The sequence below is a fragment of the Streptococcus sp. HMSC076C08 genome, assembly GCF_001810825.1.
Lineage (GTDB): Bacteria > Bacillota > Bacilli > Lactobacillales > Streptococcaceae > Streptococcus.
Window position 1 is genome coordinate 62,099 of record NZ_KV802731.1, and the last position, 18,919, is coordinate 81,017.

The 18,919-nt window shown below is 39.1% G+C and carries 20 protein-coding genes; 2 read left to right on the forward strand and 18 right to left on the reverse strand.

What is annotated here, in order from left to right; translation table 11 throughout:
- Window positions 1-234: 234 nt before the first annotated feature.
- The 14 genes from HMPREF2766_RS04715 to HMPREF2766_RS04780 all read right to left on the reverse strand — a co-directional run bounded on the left by HMPREF2766_RS04715 (window position 235) and on the right by HMPREF2766_RS04780 (window position 13,330).
- The gene (locus HMPREF2766_RS04715) at window positions 235-2,982 is read right to left on the reverse strand and encodes an SIR2 family protein (RefSeq protein WP_070568017.1); all 2,748 of its coding nucleotides are present in this window, start codon (window positions 2,980-2,982) and stop codon (window positions 235-237) included.
- A 333-nt stretch (window positions 2,983-3,315) separates the two neighbouring features.
- Entirely contained in the window at window positions 3,316-3,570 is a 255-nt protein-coding gene (locus tag HMPREF2766_RS04720) for a Txe/YoeB family addiction module toxin (protein WP_070568019.1), read from the reverse strand.
- Between the two features lie 3 nt (window positions 3,571-3,573).
- The gene (locus tag HMPREF2766_RS04725) at window positions 3,574-3,828 is read right to left on the reverse strand and encodes a type II toxin-antitoxin system Phd/YefM family antitoxin (RefSeq protein ID WP_000388572.1); all 255 of its coding nucleotides are present in this window, start codon (window positions 3,826-3,828) and stop codon (window positions 3,574-3,576) included.
- A 131-nt stretch (window positions 3,829-3,959) separates the two neighbouring features.
- Window positions 3,960-5,057: a nucleotidyltransferase gene (locus tag HMPREF2766_RS04730; protein WP_070568021.1), complete on the reverse strand. Its 1,098-nt coding sequence runs from the start codon at window positions 5,055-5,057 to the stop codon at window positions 3,960-3,962.
- A gap of 20 nt (window positions 5,058-5,077) precedes the next feature.
- Complete coding sequence (locus HMPREF2766_RS04735; RefSeq protein WP_070568023.1) at window positions 5,078-6,889, reverse strand: NACHT domain-containing protein; 1,812 nt, start codon at window positions 6,887-6,889, stop codon at window positions 5,078-5,080.
- A 40-nt stretch (window positions 6,890-6,929) separates the two neighbouring features.
- Window positions 6,930-7,670 (reverse strand): class I SAM-dependent DNA methyltransferase, encoded by a 741-nt coding sequence (locus tag HMPREF2766_RS04740; RefSeq protein ID WP_070568025.1) that lies wholly within the window; start codon window positions 7,668-7,670, stop codon window positions 6,930-6,932.
- A gap of 322 nt (window positions 7,671-7,992) precedes the next feature.
- Window positions 7,993-8,346, reverse strand: a complete 354-nt coding sequence (gene rsfS, locus HMPREF2766_RS04745; protein ID WP_070568027.1) for a ribosome silencing factor — start codon at window positions 8,344-8,346, stop codon at window positions 7,993-7,995.
- Window positions 8,347-8,940 carry a bis(5'-nucleosyl)-tetraphosphatase (symmetrical) YqeK gene (yqeK, locus tag HMPREF2766_RS04750; protein ID WP_070568028.1) on the reverse strand — a complete coding sequence of 198 codons (594 nt, stop codon included), beginning with the start codon at window positions 8,938-8,940 and terminating at the stop codon, window positions 8,347-8,349.
- Window positions 8,940-9,569, reverse strand: coding sequence for a nicotinate-nucleotide adenylyltransferase (locus tag HMPREF2766_RS04755; RefSeq protein WP_070568029.1), 630 nt, complete (start codon window positions 9,567-9,569; stop codon window positions 8,940-8,942). Before HMPREF2766_RS04755 ends, yqeK begins: the two co-directional genes overlap by 1 nt.
- 52 nt (window positions 9,570-9,621) lie before the next feature.
- Window positions 9,622-9,933 (reverse strand): ribosome assembly RNA-binding protein YhbY, encoded by a 312-nt coding sequence (gene yhbY, locus HMPREF2766_RS04760; RefSeq protein WP_000060169.1) that lies wholly within the window; start codon window positions 9,931-9,933, stop codon window positions 9,622-9,624.
- Window positions 9,934-10,149: 216 nt separating this feature from the next.
- Window positions 10,150-11,256: a ribosome biogenesis GTPase YqeH gene (yqeH, locus tag HMPREF2766_RS04765; protein WP_070568031.1), complete on the reverse strand. Its 1,107-nt coding sequence runs from the start codon at window positions 11,254-11,256 to the stop codon at window positions 10,150-10,152.
- A gap of 2 nt (window positions 11,257-11,258) precedes the next feature.
- Complete coding sequence (locus tag HMPREF2766_RS04770) at window positions 11,259-11,786, reverse strand: YqeG family HAD IIIA-type phosphatase (RefSeq protein ID WP_000963745.1); 528 nt, start codon at window positions 11,784-11,786, stop codon at window positions 11,259-11,261.
- A gap of 17 nt (window positions 11,787-11,803) precedes the next feature.
- On the reverse strand, window positions 11,804-12,712 hold the full coding sequence (locus tag HMPREF2766_RS04775; protein ID WP_033630303.1) for a magnesium transporter CorA family protein: 909 nt from the start codon (window positions 12,710-12,712) through the stop codon (window positions 11,804-11,806).
- Window positions 12,713-12,769: 57 nt separating this feature from the next.
- Window positions 12,770-13,330 carry a mechanosensitive ion channel family protein gene (locus HMPREF2766_RS04780; RefSeq protein ID WP_001150569.1) on the reverse strand — a complete coding sequence of 187 codons (561 nt, stop codon included), beginning with the start codon at window positions 13,328-13,330 and terminating at the stop codon, window positions 12,770-12,772.
- A gap of 149 nt (window positions 13,331-13,479) precedes the next feature.
- On the opposite strand from HMPREF2766_RS04780, the gene sstT reads away from it, so the two are divergent.
- Both sstT and HMPREF2766_RS04790 read left to right on the forward strand, forming a co-directional pair.
- Entirely contained in the window at window positions 13,480-14,691 is a 1,212-nt protein-coding gene (gene sstT, locus HMPREF2766_RS04785) for a serine/threonine transporter SstT (RefSeq protein WP_070568032.1), read from the forward strand.
- 49 nt (window positions 14,692-14,740) lie between these two features.
- Entirely contained in the window at window positions 14,741-15,694 is a 954-nt protein-coding gene (locus HMPREF2766_RS04790) for an aromatic acid exporter family protein (protein WP_070568035.1), read from the forward strand.
- A gap of 196 nt (window positions 15,695-15,890) precedes the next feature.
- Here HMPREF2766_RS04790 and HMPREF2766_RS04795 read toward each other — a convergent pair whose 3' ends face one another.
- From HMPREF2766_RS04795 to HMPREF2766_RS04810, 4 genes are all read right to left on the reverse strand, one after another.
- On the reverse strand, window positions 15,891-16,361 hold the full coding sequence (locus tag HMPREF2766_RS04795; RefSeq protein WP_070568037.1) for a hypothetical protein: 471 nt from the start codon (window positions 16,359-16,361) through the stop codon (window positions 15,891-15,893).
- Window positions 16,362-16,397: 36 nt separating this feature from the next.
- Window positions 16,398-17,279, reverse strand: coding sequence for a beta-carotene 15,15'-monooxygenase (locus tag HMPREF2766_RS04800; RefSeq protein ID WP_070568040.1), 882 nt, complete (start codon window positions 17,277-17,279; stop codon window positions 16,398-16,400).
- 153 nt (window positions 17,280-17,432) lie between these two features.
- Window positions 17,433-18,104, reverse strand: coding sequence for a hypothetical protein (locus HMPREF2766_RS04805; RefSeq protein ID WP_070568043.1), 672 nt, complete (start codon window positions 18,102-18,104; stop codon window positions 17,433-17,435).
- Window positions 18,105-18,143: 39 nt separating this feature from the next.
- Window positions 18,144-18,890, reverse strand: coding sequence for a hypothetical protein (locus tag HMPREF2766_RS04810; protein WP_180364432.1), 747 nt, complete (start codon window positions 18,888-18,890; stop codon window positions 18,144-18,146).
- Window positions 18,891-18,919 lie beyond the last annotated feature (29 nt).

An 18,919-nucleotide genomic window follows, 5' to 3' on the forward strand; every position in this document is an offset into this window, starting at 1 on the left:
TGAATTTTAGGACTACAATTCCTTAGATTTTTGAGGAAGCAATTCATTGTCACTATCAAAAAGTTCCACCGAATCTCTACAGCTATGGATTACCTATTATTGTACCAAATAGTGTTCTGCTAGATTCAAACATTTTGCTTTCAAGTCTTTGAAAATTCACTTTAGGAAATTACAGCTTCTCTTCAAGGTCAAATTTGTCATAAATTAACTGTTTTTTTATTTAGTTGTTTCAGTCTATTTCTTAAGTATTAGTTTATCCTCATCGAGAGCTTTTAAAATATACTCATTAATCAATTTATTATCTTCTTCATTTTTTGAAAAATAAGTTTTAATATTATTGGGAGTTCTATATTCTAATAGACGATGGATAACATCATCACTTCTATCATGGAACCAAGTCCAATCTACTTCAGGATAAAGTCCTCGAATATCTTCTTCAATATCTTTTAAAATCTCAAAATCAGAAAAATATCCTTTTCTACTTAAGTTGTATAAATCTGATACAGATTTTTCTCTTGGTTCTGGGAAAGTTTTAACCCCCTCAACTCTTTTATCATTAATTCTTTCAATCAAATAATGGTAGATTTTATTTTGTATCTGAGGAAAATCATAGACTTTAGAACTCATCAGATCAATTACTTTATGGTAAATAATGTTTTCTGATTTTTCATAAGCTTTTAGAGTATCTAAAATATCATCTTTAACATCCTCTTCAAAATACTTAAATAAGTGACATATCAAGTCAGAATATTCTAAGATTTTTTTTATATCGTCTTTTTTATATTTTATTCTTAAAATATCTGTATTAAATTTTTCGAGTACTACTATTGCAGTTTCCTGATCAGTTGAGCAGTATTCTAGTAACTGTGAATAGAGTGGATACACTGAATAATATAACGAAAAATTGTTCTCCAAAATTTCATTTAAATGTTTATTTACAATCCCAATTATCTTAGAATTCAATGAATTTTTATCAATAGAATCCATATTAGCGAGAACTATTTTAATAAGTCCCCTAATTTCCTCTCTCCAATTATAATACAGTGTTTGAGTATTTAAAATCTCTATTACTCTTTCTATGTCAATATCATCAACAAGAGGAAGAAAAGTTAGTATATTTTTAAGTTCTCGGAGGTTTTCATATTCAGTAATTTCAAGTCTTTCTTGAAGATAAGTAATTCGATTCAACAAGTAGTCTTTCGCTTCCTCAGTAACTTTTATTTTGCTAAATGAATAGTTTCTAAAATATAAATTTACAACCTTAAAATCTATACTCGGCAGAATTAATTGGACATCATCCAAATCTAGATTTTTAAGCCAAGAGGCTGTTCTATCGAAAATACTTGCCTCAGGATTTACATATGAATTATCATAACTGAGTAATAATATTTCTAAATATCTATTAACGATTGATTTATAAATCTTATAATGTTCAACACATAAACAATTTAATTTTAAAAAATTATAAAGATTTTTTACTGTAAACTTCGCATTAAAGAGATGATAATTAGAAGACCATCCTCCTCTTCTATAGTTTTCATGCTCTTCACGAATTTCATCAAATAATTCATTAATAGTTTCTAATTTTCTATATAAAAAATTGAGATTAAGGATTGAATCTCTAAAAAATTCTATAACCTTTTTCTCATCTCCTGTAACCGAGTTAATAATTTGTTCTGTTAATTCGCTTAATTCTCCATCATAAAGTGGCTCTGCATAACTAGGTGTTTTTTCGCGTCTATCAATTATTTTAATTTGCTGAAAATTAAATTCACAAACTAAAAAGTTAAAATAGTCTTTCTGACGAAATGCTATATTAGCTAGTTCTCTAAATTTTGCTTTTGCTAAAGAATATTGTTTTTCTTCATACAACTTAAAAGCCTCACTTAAGAAGCGATTCTCCTTTAAATCTCTAGGTTCATCAATATCCATATCTAGAAACCGGTTTAATAAAGATTTTTTATATACCATATTTCGTAATTCTTCATGACCATCAACTTCAAATGTTAATTGATTATTTCCAAACCAGCGATATTCATCATCCCAGTTTAAAGCTCTTTTCTTTAAAGCAGAATATCTAGAAAAATCTTTCGCATCAATAAAACTAAGTCTATCTAAAAAAGCCAGTTGATTCCATAAATCATCAGCATTATTTACATCTTGACTTCGGTTTTCTGATAGAGCCTCTAAAAAATCTTTTGTCCTGCAATACAATTTTTTCTGTTTTTCTGATGCCTCCTCACCTGGATTCTCTTCGTTAGAGATAATGATAATTCCTTGCTTTTTGTAATACTCTCGGATGATCATAGACGGTTCCTCGGGAGTATAAAAATAAGCATTTTTAGCATCCAATTTAAATGTATTTTGAATCATTCTAAAAATTGAATTAAAAGTCGAATCACTTAGAGAATACCCCACAAACAATAAAGTATGATTCATTATCAATGACTGGATTAAAGTAGAAATCATTGGGAAGTTCAAAGGATAGTCTAAATAATCTTCTTCTTTTAAAACAATATTTTTCTTACTGAAGTCTCCATGCATTTTAATCAAGTATCTTTCCGAACTCGTATAGGGGATGTCTTTATCTTCAGCTACTACATTGTACCTTAACAAACCACTTTCAAACTGACTTTCCAGAAGTGAATCATAGTTTGTCGTAATAATATGTTTTGGTGCTATTTTTTCTATTAATTTATGTAACTCATTTGGTTTACTTAATCCCCTCTTAAAGAAAATTTCTTCTATCTTTTTTGTGTACTGATTTTTCCCAAAATTATCATAATAATACTGAGCAATTCTCAGAGGACTATCTGTTCTTTCTTCTGGTAAGTTCAACTCTTTTTTTAATGATTGAATCAATTCGCCCCAAGTTGGTAGATTAGAATTTGCTGAAATCCCTGCACCGACAAACAAAATTAAAGAATTTTCTTTAATAGAATTCTTTATTTGAGTTATAGATAAGTTATAATTTTCTTCCATATTTGAACCATCCTATCATTAGCTTGTATTATCTAAATACAAATTATCCTTCGAAATTTTCTTCTTTTCTGTTATATAATCATAAATAAGAGTTTATCATTGTTTATAAATATAAAAATTTGTTTGTCTATTATATTTTTTTATATTAACAATTCTCTTCATTATACCACAAAATAAGAGTTATAAAGCGGATTCAAGGGACAAGAATCTAGTTATTATACTAATAATTTTTTACTGATTTCTTAACTTAGGAAGTCTGTCATTTTCCAAAGACTTTATCTTCAATTACCTATCTAAAATTTCTAAAATAAAAAAGCCTACCTTTCAGTAGACTTAGTAATGATCTTTGAAGGACAAGAAAGCCACGCTATCTCCATCTATCATATAAATCAAGCGATTTTCTGCATCAATGCGCCGCGACCAAGCTCCTTGGTAGTCATACTTGAGTGGTTCTGGTTTACCAATTCCTGAAAAAGGATCTCGTTGAATATCCTTGATTAGCATGTTGATTCTTTTTAGCGTTTTCTTGTCCTGAGTTTGCCAGTAGCAATAATCTGCCCAGACATCTTCTGTAAACTTGAGCAGCATTTCTCACTCCTCAATAACATGGACCTGAGTACTTCCAGCTCGGACTTGAGCCATTCCTCGCAAAACCTTATCAGAAAGTTCCTTATTTTGAGCGATTCTCAGGGTTTCCTGAATACTGTCCCATTCGCTCTTTGAAAGGACTACAATATCCTCATCTGGGTTTTTATTGACCACCGTCAAAGGCTCAAATTCATCGTTTACCTTCTTCATGTAGTCTTTTAAATGATTTCGGAATGTTGAGTAAAGAACTGCTTCCATAACCATACCTCGTTTTACCTCTTTTCCACTATTATACACGAAAAGAAAGGAATTGTCAGGAACTTGTACAAGATTTTTCTTTTCTATCTATTTATTCGAAAAAATCTCAAAAAGCCTACCTTTCAGTAGACTTAGTTTAATTCTATTTTGATAGGCACTCTGCCAAAATTCTGCTCTGCTATACTTGGCTGGCCTAGTCGGTATATCTGGTCTGCCTTTTGGGTCATGGTATCCCAAGGTTCTTTGCCAATTCGGCTGACTAGATGGACCTGCCCTTTCAGAGACTTGAGATGTTGTCTGCCTTTTTCAGTAAAGCCAAGGACATGGATGGCTTCTGGCAAGTCGCTTTCTCTGGCCTGCACCAAGATATAAGTCAAGAGGCGTCTGACACGCGCTTTTGTGTAACGTTTGGTCGCAACTGCCTCGACCAATTCCTCCACAGACTGGGCTATCTTGATGGCATCCTTGATACGCACTGCCATTTCTTGATTGACCTGATAGATGGTCGTCAGGTCTGGATTTGACAAGATTTGATAGCGGAGCAAGGGAAAATAATCATCCCAACTCACCTTACTGGCCTGCTCAAAGAGGTCAAGAGAAGGCATAAAGCGTTCTAAGAAATCTTTGTCCCTCTGGTGCTGACGGAGGGCTGTCGCCGAGGCAAAGTCCACATCCTTGTCCACAGAATGATAACCCGCTCCCTGACGCTGAATCGGCTCAAGCTTGATGTTGCGTCCTGCAACCGCCTTGGCATAGGCCAAAGCTAGAACATGATTGGGCATATTGCCAGAAAAATCAAGACCTGCAAATTCCTTCCACATAGCTTGGGTTTTCTGGGGATAAGATAGTGAATCAGGCAGATTTTCCACAAATTTCTCCATCTCAGCACCTTGCTCTGTGTATAAGTCAGATATCTTTTGATAATCCAGAACTTCTTCTGTCCCGAAATCTAGAGTATCAATCCCCAACCGAGCCAAGATATCCACAGCTCCTTGGCCAAAGAAATCTGCCGCCTGAACACTGACTAAAAAGGGCAATTCCACTACCAGATCAGCGCCATTTTCAAGCGCCATCTGGGTTCGTGTCCACTTGTCCACGATAGCCGGCTCTCCTCGTTGCATGAAATTTCCAGACATGGCAACGATTTTCAGCCCCTCTGCTTGATCCAGCAGGTATTTATGCCCATTATGAAAAGGATTGAACTCCGCGATAATACCTGTGATGGTCATTTGGTGCCCCTTTTTTAATATCAAATTGAATCTATTATATTCTGTAAACTCCGCTTTTGAGTGGTTGTTTCCTCAATGAATTTAATTGACCATTCTTTTAAGTAATTGTGTCTACTAAAATACCAGCCATTTACCCACTTATTTATTAAACATTTTTCATCATCTGTCAGCATGTTATAATTTTTGCTTTCATCTATCTTCCAATTAGATACTATACTAGCCTCTAATTTTTTTATACTTTCAAAATCACTTATTGACAAAATATCTACGCCTATGTTATCAAATATTAAAAATTGCAAACTGAAGTAGAAGTAAACTTCATTTGTTAGTAAAAATCCTAATTCTAGTTTATTTTCTCTGTTGTCTTTGCTACAGATAAAGAATTTAAAACATGTACTAATTCTCTCTGTGATATCTCCCATTCTCCTATACTTTTCATCCATACTTTCTATGATTGGAATACATAAATTTTTGAAAGTTCTTTCTTTCTGTATCGTGAAAAGTGCATTCATAAAAGTTCTGTGGGATCTAATATTATTTCTATCTGCTTCAGACCACTTAACTAATATCTGTCTTTGAAGTTTATCATCTAGTTGATTAATACCTACTGCAGCAAAGTATTCTTGGAAAGAACGATGAGAGAACTTTAAACTAACACCTTCTTGAAGCATCATGCAAGCATTGTGAGTCGCATCATAAACTATATCATTCGTCTTTAATTCAAAGTTATTTTTTAAACAATATTTAGTAATTATATCATCAAGTGTAGTTCTATCGAAATCTACTTTCCCATCAAAGAATGTTTTCAAACCAATGTAGGCTAATATATTTCGAAATTCCTCAGGGGTTAATTTTGCTTTTAGTTCTCTTTTGTATCCTGATTTAGATGCATCATGTCTTTGGTACAATGTATAAAAGGCCTGATTGTAGAAATCAGTTAAATTATTTGGAATAGAAGCCCCAGCTTCATAAGTCATTAACATAATCGTTAACAGGAGTGGGATAGAGGCAAAAGATTTATGAGTATCATATAAATGACCTTTTAATTCTTTATGAAAACGTTTTTTTACTTTTTCATCATACTTCAGTTTATTGATTAAAGCTAGTGCCTGCACCTTATCCATTTTACTAATTTCATACTCAATAAATTGATTCCATCCTATAAATTCCTCAGACGGTCTTGAAGATAAAATATACCGATTTTCATTGTATAAAGTTACAAACTCTTTAATCTCTCTATCTAACCACGAACGTTTTGACGGATTTACTTCATCTAATCCGTCAAAAATTATTGTATATCTTCCAGCATTTAAAGTCACCTCAAAATATTGCTTTTCTAAATCTAAATGATGGTTTCGAATCTCCTGATAAATAAAATCAATTAACCTGTTGTCCAAAAACTCAAAATCATTAAGAGATTTTAACTCAATAAAGATTGGAATTGATGTAGCTTGTTGTATTTGGTTGATAAAAATATGTTTTACAAGCATTGATTTACCAATCCCACCAGTTCCTGTCAAAATAATATTAGACGACTTATTAAAAATCTGCTCAGTATTATCAGTTTCTAGCTTTTCTAAATCAGCGCTATTCAAATAAACATGTTCATAGAAATCATATATAAACTTACCTTCGTTTTTATAAAGCAAGGTTTTAACTTTAGAATATTTATCATAAGTAAATTTTAAATAGTTCTGATAAACAACACCTAACTCCTCTTCTGTTTTAAACTGTAAGTCCTTATAAATTTGCTTTAACTTTTGATAAATTTTGGGTATATTGGTAATTACTTCTTTTTCAATAATATCACCAAATGGTACTGGTATACTCATTTTTCCTTACCTCCTAAGCATAAGATTAACAATATTTTATTTACTTCTGCGCGACAAAAAACCAACGGGTGCTGGTTTCTGTCGGCTCCTTGTCCTCAAAGTCCGCATAGAGTTTGAAGGACTTGAAACCAGCTTGTTCCAGTAAAATATCATAGGTCAAGATTTCATAGGTCCGCTCCTCATGCACTTCATCGTGGCGACTAAAGGAACCGTCAGCTTCCTTGATAAAGAAGGTCAACTCATGCACGATGGAGTGAGGTGCTACGTCCTCGTAGGTATCCCAGAGCATGGCGAAGTCTTCTGCATTTTCATGATAGGAATAACCTGGAAAAACCTCGTCTGTCTGGTAGGTCGAATGTACATCAAAGATAAAGACACCATCTTCCTTGAGGGCATTATAGACTTCCTTAAAGACATCCCCTACTTCCACCTCATCCTGCATGTAGCAGATAGAGTCCGAATAACACGTGACAAAGTCGTATTGACCTGCCTTAGATAAATCCAGCATATTGCCTTCAATAAAATCAATCTTTTGCTTGGCTGAAGTAGCTCTTTTCTCCGCAATCTTCAGCATATCAGCGCTCAAGTCAAGTCCTGTCACATCAAAACCAGCTTGAGAAAAGCGGACAGACTGGATACCTGTTCCACAAGCCAATTCCAAGAGTTTCTTTCTCTCCTTGGTCTTTGGCAAATGACGGAGGGAAAAATCCGTCCATTTATCGTATAAACTGTCATCCATGACCGCATCATAAACAGCCGCAAAGGTTTCATAAGTTGCCATAATCATGATACCAAGTCCGCCCGTAATCGGAATGAAAATTAGGAGCTTGACGATGGAGCCGAGCTCCAAGGAAGGCTATCTATTTTCCGACGATTACAGGACGGGTTCAAATCCTTTCTAAGATACAAAGAGCGTTAAAGGCTAAGAGAAAATAGGAAACTTTCTGCTGTATCATCAGATACAAAGGAAGTTACTCTTTTTCTCGCAACTTTTAGCTCGTGTTCAGTTTCAAGATCAACCAAACACGTCGCCCTTTACCTTTCTATCATTTTTCTTCTAAAATAAGCAAAGAAACCCAGTTGACTACAACTGAGTTCATCTACTAGGCCAAGGCTTCTGAAATGTCTACAGAATCCGCCTCATGCCATAGTTTTTCAAGGTTATAGTGAGCACGCATTTCTTCGGAGAAAATATGCACAACGACACCACCGAGGTCCAGCAAGACCCAGCCTCCCGCTGCATCACCTTCGACATGACTGCCTTTAACACCAGCTTGAGCTACTTTTTCACGAATGTTATCAGCGATTGCGTCCAGCTGACGGCTATTCATTGAGCTCGTGATAACAAAGTAGTCTGTAACACTGGTCAAATTCTGTACATCAAGTGCAAGGATATCCTCCGCACGTTTCTCATCAGCCGCTTTCACGACTAGTTCTAATAATTCTTTTTCGTTCATTTAGTCCTCTTTCAAATAGTGCACAAAGGCGTTATAGGTTTCAAGGGTTTGGGGATAGATGGGGAATCCCTGATGAGCTAGATGCTCCACGGTACGTGCCGTTTCATAGGCCACTGCCTTATTGAGCGACAAACTTGCAATTTCACGCGCCTGGTCCACTCCTGGAAAGGCACGATTGTGTTCGATATAATCTGCGACGTAGATGACCTTATCTAACTCGGTCATCTGACCAGCACCGACAGTATGGATTTCAATAGCTCGCAGGATTTCAGAATCATGCAAATCCAAATCTTCTTGAAGCTTGTAAATTCCGACCATGCCATGCCAGACATTGTTTCCCCAGTTTTTGAGGTCGAGGTCTAGCTGATAACGGTCAATCAAGTCTAGAAATTCCTGATCTGACAACTTTTTAGCATAGTCGTGGAGAAGTCCTGCTAGACCTGCTTTCTCACTATCCACACCAAAGCGCTGAGCCAGTTCTATGGCTGCACGCTCCACACCCAAACAATGGGTTAAACGTTTTTCAGGTAGAAGCTCTGCCATTCTTTCCAACAAAGCCTCTCGGGAACAGTTGATATAGTCTTGGTATGCCATCAGTAAAGCCCCTCCTTCTCGATGTAGTCTAGCACTGGCTGAGGTAGGAGAAAGTTGGGTTTCCGACCTTGGGCAAGGAAATCACGCACCATGCTGGATGAGATGTCCATAAGGGGCACATCTACCCATATAACTGGATAGGAAGTTCCTGCCTTGTAGCGTGGTCGCTGGACTCCCACAAACTGAACCATGTCGACTAGCTCATCAATTCGGTACCACTTGGGCAGATAGTCCACCATGTCGGCCCCGATGATAAAGTAATAATCCGTATCTGGATTCTTTTCAGTTAGAAGCTTCATGGTGTCGTAGGTGTAAGAAATGCCCTTGCGCTCTAGCTCAATAGTTTCAATGTCCAGACCTTCGATCCCCTCAATCGCCAATTCAAGCATCTTGAGGCGGTGGTGTTCAGGGATGGTTTCTTTTTTGTCCACATGAGGTGGCTGGTATTCAGGCATGAGCAGGACCTGGTCCAGTCCTAACTGTTGTCGTACTTGGTCCGCTACAACAAGATGGGCATGGTGAACGGGGTTAAAATTCCCCCCTAAAATCCCAACTTGTTTGCGTTTTTTCTCCTTGATTTCCGGCTCCAACTCTACCTTGGTAAAGGGAGTCAATAATTCGATTGCCATAGGCTCGTCTTCCTTTAATTCTCTGTAAAAACAGTTTCTTGGAGTTTCAGTCTTAGATTTCTTTAACTTTTTTAGAAATCTTGCGATTTTCTTTCTTGCTGGATTGTTTAAATAAGATCAAGATGCGTCCGATTTTTTGGACTGTATCCACACCAATTTCTTCTTCCAAGATTTCAGCTACTTCGTGGATGTTCTCATCTGTGTTTTGTAAGAGAGTAACCTTGATCAATTCACGCGCGTCAAGAGCTTGACGGACGCTGGTCTTGATTTGGTCGTTGAGACCATTTTTTCCAATTTGGATGATGGGTTTGAGGGTGTGTGCCTGGCTGTTGAGGAAGGCACGTTGTTTCGATGTTAATGACATGATTTGTTTAAAAGAGTTTCTTTTTATACTTTTCTGAAGTGGTGGCGGACGTCAGCAAAGTCCTTTGGACTTTCATGACTAAAATTTGAGCCTAAGGTCTCAAATTTTCCGCAGTTGGTACAATCACTTGTACCAACTGACACCACAGCGAAAAGTATTCTCCATGGGGGGCTCGCCCTGCTCGCCCGAATTCAGACAACCCTTTCCTTTCTGTGTTTAAATTATTGCTTTTCGAGTGACGACTGCGACGCCTTCTGGTGCCCAGACGGCGACTTTGGCGGTGCCTGTTACGCGGATCCAGCCGAGTCCTGAAATGACTAAGTCAGTCTTGTCCTTGATGGTAAATACATGCTGGACTAATTTTGGAAAATCTTCTTTCTCTTTGCTATTTGGTGGTGTCAGAAGTGTTCCTAGGTGCTTGTCGTAAAAAGCACTAGCGCCTTCTAGCTTGGTACGGTGGAGTTTGAGTTCATTGTCAAAGAAAGCTGTGAATCCTTGCTTTTCTCCTGATATGAAGTCAAAGCGTCCAAGACCACCTAAAAACAGAGTTTGTTCAGGGTTAAGCTGATAGGTTTTGGGCTTGATTTCCTTTTTAGGACTGACATACTTGAGATTTTTAGCCGTCAAGTAGTGGGCCATTTGGTGACGGTGGATGATTCCCGGTGTATCGTAGATATAAGAACCATCATCAAGCGGAATCTCAATCTTGTCCAAGGTTGTCCCTGGGAAGCGCGAAGTCGTGATGACATTCTGGTCACCCGTTATTTCTTGGATAATGGCATTGATGAGAGTTGATTTTCCAACGTTGGTTACCCCAACGACATAGACATCGCGTCCCTTACGGTAATGCTCGATTTTATCAATGACTTCCTTAATGGCATGTTTGTTTTGGGCTGAAGTCAGAACGACATCTACTGGACGAAGTCCTTCTTCGTGAGCACGTTCCATAAGCCACTGGCTAATCTTGCCCGGTTTAACAGACTTGGGCAGGATATCTTTCTTATTTCCAACCAAGAGGACATCATTGCCCGATACAAAGCGTGGCAAGCCAGGGATGACAGAGCCATTAAAGTCAAAGATATCAATGACATTGACCACCAAGGCATCACTGTCACCCACCTCGTGCAAGAGCTTGAGGAAATCATCGTCCGTCAACTGGACATCTGTGATTTCATTGTAATGACGAAGACGGAAACAGCGTTGGCAATAAACTTCGCCAGTCTCCAACCCTTTTTCAAGTGCCGACTGGGGAGTAAATCCAAGACCAGCCTTGTCTGTCGTCTGAATGGCTGCTCCACAACCAATACAGAGAATTTCTTCCATAGTTAGATTCCTTTTTTATATGTAATCGGTCCGTACTTTTCAGTGATTTTTCGCATGACACGGCGCTCGCGAACTCGGTTAATCTGCGTTTTGATAGAGTCATGTTGGACCAAGGGCTTGACCAAGATCGAGCGAATACCTGCACGGTGAGCTGCTCGTATATCCGTCATAAGTTGGTCGCCGACCATGACCACTTCATTTTTCTCATAGTGGAATTCCTTCATGGCACGGTCAATCCCAAAAGTGAAAGGCTTCAAGGCCCAATAAACGTAATCAATCCCAAACTTCTCAACTGCGCGTTGTACCCGTTTTTTGGTATTATTTGAAACAACAATGATGCGAATACCTGCATCACGAAGGTCATGTAGCCATTGCTTCATCTCTGGCGTCCCATCAGGGTTGTTCCAAGCAATGAGGGTATTGTCCAAATCGACCAAAACAGCCTTGATCCCCTGCGCCTGCAGACTTGGGACTGTCAGATCATAAACTGCTTCCACAGCAAAATCTGGCATGTAATTTTCAATCGCCATTCTGGCTCCTTTTCTTTTTAATTTCTAGCAATATTCTTTAAATATTGGGCTAAGACTACCCATAAAATGAGACTAGCTATCAAAATATAAATCCAAGCATTTGGTTCATCTGCAAACGGTAAGGGAACATTCATTCCGAAGAATCCTGTAATAACCGCAAGGATAGCTAGTAAGACTGAGATAATGGTCAAAGTTGTCAAATTATCATTTAGATTATTATTTAGGATGTTGTTGTAAGAGGCTGAGAGTTGTTGCAAAACTTGAGAAATCAAGTCTGTCATCGAAACCAACTGGTGCGCTTCAATCATGGCATCGTCAAACTGCTCTCTTTCAACCTCATTAAAATTGCGATAAAGAGCATGCCCTTGGATATGTTCCAAGAGGAGACGATTTTGTTTGGCAGCTGCTGTCAGGTAAACCATACCAGTTTCCAAGTCAGAGAGGGCAAAAAGATTTTTTTTAGTTGTTTTTTGACGAAGAAGTGCACTGATTTCATCCTTACCTTTATCCATCTCTTCAATCACTGGATAGTAAGCATTACTTATAATCTCTAAACTGGCAAAAAGAAATTTGTAGATTGAAACAACTTCATGGCTTTCAAGGTAGGTTGCCATACGTTTAATCACATAACTATTCTTGTGATTGCTAATTGTAATCAGCCGTTGTTTTTCAACGATAAAGGTCATCGGAATCGCTTCATAATATTCTTTATCTTTTTCTAAATCAAGAACATTATAAATGAAGGTTACCGTTCCCGTTTCACGGTGATAGTCCATGTGGGCACGCTCATTTCTATCCAGAGCATACTCGATAGTTTCCTTGTCCAATCCATAGACATCCGAAAGGTCTTCCATGTTTTTGATCTTGTCTACATCAAGATCTATCCATGTACAATCGTGACCTAATTTTTTCTCTACAAATAGCATACTCTCTCCTTTACCAAACTCCTTCTATTGTACCATAAATCTGCTAAAATAGCCGGCCTATTCAGTACGAGATAGATTGCTGACGACGGTGATATTGCGATTGGGAACAAAGTGAAGGGCTTGATCATCACCTCGCAGTTGCGTTGTACGGATCCCTACGCTAACGACCTTTCCAGAAACGGTAATCGGTCCATTTGTGAGAACGACTTCATCACCCACATCAAGCTGGCGTTCAAAAAGAATGAAGAAGCCATTGATGACATCAGATAGAAAGCCTTGCGCCCCCATACCAATGGCCACCCCAGCAATCCCCGCACCAGCAAGGAGGCTAGAAACTGGCAGTCCTAAAATAGACAGGATACAGTAGAGCAAGAAGAAATAAAGAATGTAGTTAAAGACATTCTCCAGCAAACGCGAGATGGTCTTTTGCCTTCCTGCATCTCGATTTGAAAATTTAAGTGAGGGCTTGACAATCTTTCGTACAGTCGCATGAAGCATCTTTTTAGCTATATAAAATAGTAAAAACAAAATCAAAAGAGAAATCACCTTGGTCAAGAGATTCTCTAATATGGTTGTTAAATCAAGTTTATCAAAATAGCGTTGAAAAAAATCTTGCATATAAAACTCCTTTTTCCTATTATACCATAAAATCGTCCTTCTCTTTTCTTTCATAATTATTCAATTATCGGCCCTTTTTTCAAAATATCACTTGCCTCTATAGCATATTTATACTATAATTATAAACAATACATTTGAAGGAGACTGCTATGAAACGAATCATTAGAGCCTGGACCAAGGCAAGCCTCATCAAACGAATCCTTATTGGAATGATTTTTGGAGCGACATTGGGGATGCTCTTTCCAAACCTTACAGGAATTGGTCTGCTTGGAGATCTCTTTGTAGGCGGACTGAAAGCTAGCGCTCCTATTCTAGTTTTTGCTCTTGTTGCCAATGCCCTTTCCCAGCACCAAAAGGGGCAAAACACCAATATGAAGACGGTTATTTTCCTATACTTGCTTGGAACCTTTGCTGCTGCATTGATGGCCGTTCTAGCTAGTTTCTTACTACCTGTTCAAATCACCCTGACCAGTGCAAATACAGAAGTTGCTGCTCCTGACGGTATCGGTCAAGTCCTCAGCAACCTCTTGCTCAAACTGGTGGACAATCCCTTGAATGCCATTGTTGAGGCCAATTATATCGGAATTCTCTCTTGGGCAGTCGTCTTTGGTCTGGCTATGAGAGAGGCAAGTAAACATAGTAAAGAATTGCTGAAAACCATGGCGGATGTCACCTCTAAAATCGTGGAATGGATTATCAATCTAGCACCCTTTGGGATTTTAGGCTTGGTGTTTAAGACCATCTCTGACAAGGGCATTGCCAGTCTGGCTAACTACGGTGTCCTCCTAGGACTCTTGATTGCTACCATGGCCTTTGTTGCTCTCATCGTCAACCCGCTCATCGCCTTTCTCTTTATGAGGAAAAATCCCTATCCCCTTGTTTTGAAATGCCTACGTGTTAGTGGCATTACAGCTTTTTTCACTCGTAGCTCTGCTGCAAATATCCCTGTCAATATGAAACTCTGCCAAGACTTGGGACTGAATCCTGACACCTACTCTGTCTCCATCCCGCTTGGTTCGACCATCAATATGGCTGGCGCTGCCGTTACCATTAACATCCTGACCCTGGCTGCGGTCAATACACTCGGAATCTCGGTAGACTTTGGGACAGCATTTGTGCTCAGTGTCGTGGCTGCCATTTCTGCCTGTGGGGCCTCTGGGATCGCTGGGGGATCCCTTCTCCTTATTCCTGTCGCTTGTAGCCTCTTTGGGATTTCCAACGACTTGGCTATGCAGGTTGTCGGAGTCGGTTTTGTGATCGGTGTCGTTCAAGACTCCTGCGAAACAGCCCTGAACTCTTCAACAGATGTCCTCTTTACAGCGGTTGCCGAGTATGCTACAAACCGAAAACTTCGCCCCTAGTCTCTGACTCCTCGTTAAATACTTGATTCTATTAGTTTAGGAAATTTTCATGTCCCTCACTCAACGTACGACCAAACTGGTCTTAGCGACCTGTCTCGCTTGTTTTCTCGCTTATTTTTTAGATTTATCATCAGCAGTTTCAGCTGGAATTATCGCTCTCTTAAGCCTCTCCGACACGCGCAGAAGCACGCTGAAATTAGCACGTAACCGCCTCTTTTCTATGCTCCTAGCGCTCGCTATCGGTGTTCTAGCCTTTCAGCTGACGGGCTTTCACATTTGGAGTCTGGGCCTCTATCTGGCTCTCTATGTCCCTCTTTCTTACAAAATGGGCTGGGAAATCGGCATCACCCCTAGCAGTGTCTTGGTCGGTCATCTCTTGGTACAGGAATCTACTTCTCCAGCTCTCTTGCTCAATGAAGTGCTCCTCTTTCTCATCGGGACAAGCTTTGCTCTATTGGTCAACCTTTATATGCCCTCTCGTGAGAAAGCCATCCAAAGCTACCACCTTCAGGTCGAGGAAAAGTTAAAAGACATCCTGCTTCGCTTTAAATACTATCTGTCAAGAGGAGACGGGCGCAATCAAGCCCAACTCGTTGACCAATTAGACAAGCTCCTCGATGAAGCTCTCAAACTGGTCTACCTGGATCACTCGGATCACCTCTTTCACCAGACGGACTACCACATCCACTACTTTGAGATGAGACAGCAACAAAGTCGTATCCTGCGAAATATGGCCCAGCAGATCAATACCTGTCATCTGGCCGCAAGTGAGAGTTTGATCTTGGCCCAGCTCTTTTCTAAGATTGCTGCCCAGCTAAGCCAGACCAATCCTGCTCATGACCTACTTGATGACATCGAACGCTATCTGCAAGTCTTCCGCAATCGGAGTCTCCCTAAAACACGTGAGGAGTTTGAAACCCGTGCCACCCTCTTGCAGCTACTACGCGAAGCCGAAACCTTTATCCAAGTCAAGGTCGATTTTTACCAGAAATATGGAAACTAGAACGCAAAGAACCTCAGAGGAAGTCCTCTGAGGTTCTTTTGTTTTGGATTTGGGAGGACAGCTTGTTTGACCATTCTCCTTTGAATCATCAAGATAGGGATATTTTCTGGAAAACATGAATCCCTAACACGGCTAGCCATACTTAAAAAATCACATACTATTTCATCAGTAAGATTAACTTTCGTAACAATCCAAGCTAGAAGACTTTATACTTTTCTCCCGCATAACCGCAAGGGATATAGCCTGCTTGATATAAAGCATACAAATCATCATAAAATGTTGACTCAGCTTGGGGAACCTCTTTTTTAATGGTCAGGTACCTAGCTATGCCAATGATATCAAATAGAATCTGATCTTTCATGGATGCTACCAGTTTACCTTCCCCGATCAAGTTATCTAATCGTGCTTCAATTTCAGGAATTATTTCCTCTTTTGCGCTAATTCCCAGTGAGTTCCAGTGCTTATAAATGTCACTCTGGTTTTTAAAAAGATAGACACTAAAATCACCATCTTTCTCTAATACAAAATTCTCCCATTTTAAACTATTAATATTCTTCTCCGCTTCTTGCAGTTTCTTTATCTGTTTGATGGGAACAGTCGTTTCTCTGCTTTTCTTTAAAAAGGGGAGTGAAATCAAACTTTTAATAACGTCATCATTTATTTTCATAAATAACCTCTATTTTATATAGGAAAACCGATTTCCTCACATTGTCTCTTCCTGCAACTGTCCACTTTCAACTAGCTTTTTATAGTATCGTTTGCTATACCATTCTCGGTCTGATATCTTTAAATAAACCTTATACTCTTCTGGGTATTTGTGGATATAGTAGGCTTGAAAGATATGGACATTGAACATAAAGGCGATAAAATGAGCTCCAATAACAAACCAAATCGGCAAAAACAAGCCTAAAATGTAGAAATACCACTGAAGAGGGACTTGATACAGCAGATGATAGACCAGCGAAACTGGAAAGAGAACTGCCGTGGTTCCAGCGAGAATTCTGACTAGCTGCTTGAGGATTGACTTTTCCTCTTGATCATTTAGTCTGCGCTTGAGATTCTGGATACTATTGAGAATAATCCAGAAAAAGAGAGCCATACCTATCCCAAGCTCAAGCCAGAAGCCCAGCCATGTATAAGCATCATAGGCCACTGCACTGGCAAAGTACAGTCCTGATATGAAAGCGCAAATGGACATGGCAAAGTAGAAGGGAAAGTAGGTCCAAAGCTGGCTAGTCAAACGTTTTTTGGGCCAAAAAACAAGCACCATTCCTAGATAGGATATCACATATACCGTCAGATTAAAGGGCTTTAGAAAGCTACTCATGTTATGAATCAGCAGTCCTGCTTCCAGAGAAATGATATGAACATCGCTATCTACACTGATAAACTCTGGTATCCCGATTAATACGCCATAGATCAGAATCCCTGAAAAGCAAAATCCAAGAATAATCACTGTAAAGAGGCGGTTGATGATGCCCATATGAATGGGGTTGGGCATCCCTGCGGTCAGAGCAAAATCCCCCTGGGTCACAATTCGCTTACTTCTTTCAAAGTCTGCACCGAAAATACGGATGTCTTTCATTTTTCATCTCCAAATTTCATCTGGCAAAACGCCGTATATCCTTGATAATCTTCCATTTGAGGAGGCCATCACATAGCAACTATCGTAGCAGCTACACCTCGCTTCGTTAAAGATACAGCACTCACTTTCTGGGATTTGACTGTTCTCTAACACCTAGTTACACGTTTCGCTCTCCGGTTCTTTCTTGAACAAGATTTTCCCTTGGCTGTAGAGCTTCATAATCTTTACAAAACGAACGGGATTGTTTTGGTTGTACAACAAAAAGAGCACGAAAAACATTATACCTGCTCCCCAAAAATCATAGCCGCGTTCGATCAGTTGCCCAAATTTTTGAGTACAGTCGTAAAAAACATACAAAAGATAGATAACAAAGGCAAGTATGATGTAACGAGTGATTCGATAGATCGTAGCAGATGCCTCAGCTGGATCAAAGTGTTCGTCCCTTACCATCAAATTATGTGACACTGCATAGTAAAAGACCTTCTCCGTTGTTGGCTGAGCCTTGCGCACATTTTTATAAAGTCCTCGCTCAAGAATTGCGGTAAACAATAGAAACTCAGCCAGCCACAATAGTAACACATAGCTCAAACTGGTCCAATTATAGACACCAATATCCAAGGCTGAAAGGAGGCCATAGAGACCAGGTCCACCTGCCATCAGAAAAATAACCATTTCAGGAATGTAAGCATTGGTCTTATAAGCACCTTCCGTATTGAGTAAAACACTCTTTGGAGCAGCCAAGGCCTCCCCAGTCTTTTGGTCATAGTAAACCGCCTGACCATCGCATTCTCCGATAAAAACCCGACGACGTCTCAGAAAAAACATACTCTACCTCTTTCTATCTCATTCTTTCAAAAAAAGATCTTAGTCCTTCTGCACTTCCTTGATAACAAATTCTTCATCCGTCCCCATACTCACTTCCAGATAGACATCTGGATTGTCATCCGCTCGGCAGATGAGGCTCAGTTTTCTAGCATAAAAGCGGTCCAGGATATCAAATATTCTGGGTAAATTGTTTTGGTTATAAAGAACAAATGTCAAGCCTAATAAAAGTCCTGTTAGGATAATCTTGATAATCTCTCCTCCGATGGGAGTGCCCAACCTCTCTTGGTAATTCCAAATAAAATTATAGGCATAGAAAAATCCAACCAAGGGAACCAGAGAAAGCAATGCTCTTATCCAGCGTGTAGCGTTGCGACTATCTTTTTCACTCATCTCTGCCTCAGCTTCCTTTGTTTCCTCTGACTTTTCCATAAGCGCCAGACAAATAGTTTGAGTAGTCACCTGAGCCCTGTTGACATTTCGATACAAGGCGCGTTCAACAAGGATGGTGATGAAAGCAAACTGCCCTAACCAAATGAGAAGAACACTCCAGAAGGTAGACATGGTATAGGTTCCTTGTATAAACAAGCGGAAGAAGGAAATCAACCCACTACCACTTGATAAGAAGAGAACTACCAATAGGGGGATATGGCGATTCATCCTACTAGACTTTTCTGTATCCAAGAGCTTGCTCTTTGGTGCCTCCAAAAGTTCGTGGGTTTTGCGATCATAATAGATTGCTTTATCATAGTATTGGTTAAAAAATATCCGACGTCTTCCTAAAAACATCTCTTTCTCTTTCTAGTTTCTTTCAGGAA

What these genes read in the sequence shown, in the direction of transcription:
- HMPREF2766_RS04715 (WP_070568017.1), bottom strand. Translation starts at nt 2,982, where the DNA reads ATGGAAGAAAATTATAACTTATCTATAACTCAAATAAAGAATTCTATT.
- HMPREF2766_RS04720 (WP_070568019.1), bottom strand. Translation starts at nt 3,570, where the DNA reads ATGCTGCTCAAGTTTACAGAAGATGTCTGGGCAGATTATTGCTACTGG.
- HMPREF2766_RS04725 (WP_000388572.1), bottom strand. Translation starts at nt 3,828, where the DNA reads ATGGAAGCAGTTCTTTACTCAACATTCCGAAATCATTTAAAAGACTAC.
- HMPREF2766_RS04730 (WP_070568021.1), bottom strand. Translation starts at nt 5,057, where the DNA reads ATGACCATCACAGGTATTATCGCGGAGTTCAATCCTTTTCATAATGGG.
- HMPREF2766_RS04735 (WP_070568023.1), bottom strand. Translation starts at nt 6,889, where the DNA reads ATGAGTATACCAGTACCATTTGGTGATATTATTGAAAAAGAAGTAATT.
- HMPREF2766_RS04740 (WP_070568025.1), bottom strand. Translation starts at nt 7,670, where the DNA reads ATGGCAACTTATGAAACCTTTGCGGCTGTTTATGATGCGGTCATGGAT.
- rsfS (WP_070568027.1), bottom strand. Translation starts at nt 8,346, where the DNA reads ATGAACGAAAAAGAATTATTAGAACTAGTCGTGAAAGCGGCTGATGAG.
- yqeK (WP_070568028.1), bottom strand. Translation starts at nt 8,940, where the DNA reads ATGGCATACCAAGACTATATCAACTGTTCCCGAGAGGCTTTGTTGGAA.
- HMPREF2766_RS04755 (WP_070568029.1), bottom strand. Translation starts at nt 9,569, where the DNA reads ATGGCAATCGAATTATTGACTCCCTTTACCAAGGTAGAGTTGGAGCCG.
- yhbY (WP_000060169.1), bottom strand. Translation starts at nt 9,933, where the DNA reads ATGTCATTAACATCGAAACAACGTGCCTTCCTCAACAGCCAGGCACAC.
- yqeH (WP_070568031.1), bottom strand. Translation starts at nt 11,256, where the DNA reads ATGGAAGAAATTCTCTGTATTGGTTGTGGAGCAGCCATTCAGACGACA.
- HMPREF2766_RS04770 (WP_000963745.1), bottom strand. Translation starts at nt 11,786, where the DNA reads ATGGCGATTGAAAATTACATGCCAGATTTTGCTGTGGAAGCAGTTTAT.
- HMPREF2766_RS04775 (WP_033630303.1), bottom strand. Translation starts at nt 12,712, where the DNA reads ATGCTATTTGTAGAGAAAAAATTAGGTCACGATTGTACATGGATAGAT.
- HMPREF2766_RS04780 (WP_001150569.1), bottom strand. Translation starts at nt 13,330, where the DNA reads ATGCAAGATTTTTTTCAACGCTATTTTGATAAACTTGATTTAACAACC.
- sstT (WP_070568032.1), top strand. Translation starts at nt 13,480, where the DNA reads ATGAAACGAATCATTAGAGCCTGGACCAAGGCAAGCCTCATCAAACGA.
- HMPREF2766_RS04790 (WP_070568035.1), top strand. Translation starts at nt 14,741, where the DNA reads ATGTCCCTCACTCAACGTACGACCAAACTGGTCTTAGCGACCTGTCTC.
- HMPREF2766_RS04795 (WP_070568037.1), bottom strand. Translation starts at nt 16,361, where the DNA reads ATGAAAATAAATGATGACGTTATTAAAAGTTTGATTTCACTCCCCTTT.
- HMPREF2766_RS04800 (WP_070568040.1), bottom strand. Translation starts at nt 17,279, where the DNA reads ATGAAAGACATCCGTATTTTCGGTGCAGACTTTGAAAGAAGTAAGCGA.
- HMPREF2766_RS04805 (WP_070568043.1), bottom strand. Translation starts at nt 18,104, where the DNA reads ATGTTTTTTCTGAGACGTCGTCGGGTTTTTATCGGAGAATGCGATGGT.
- HMPREF2766_RS04810 (WP_180364432.1), bottom strand. Translation starts at nt 18,890, where the DNA reads ATGTTTTTAGGAAGACGTCGGATATTTTTTAACCAATACTATGATAAA.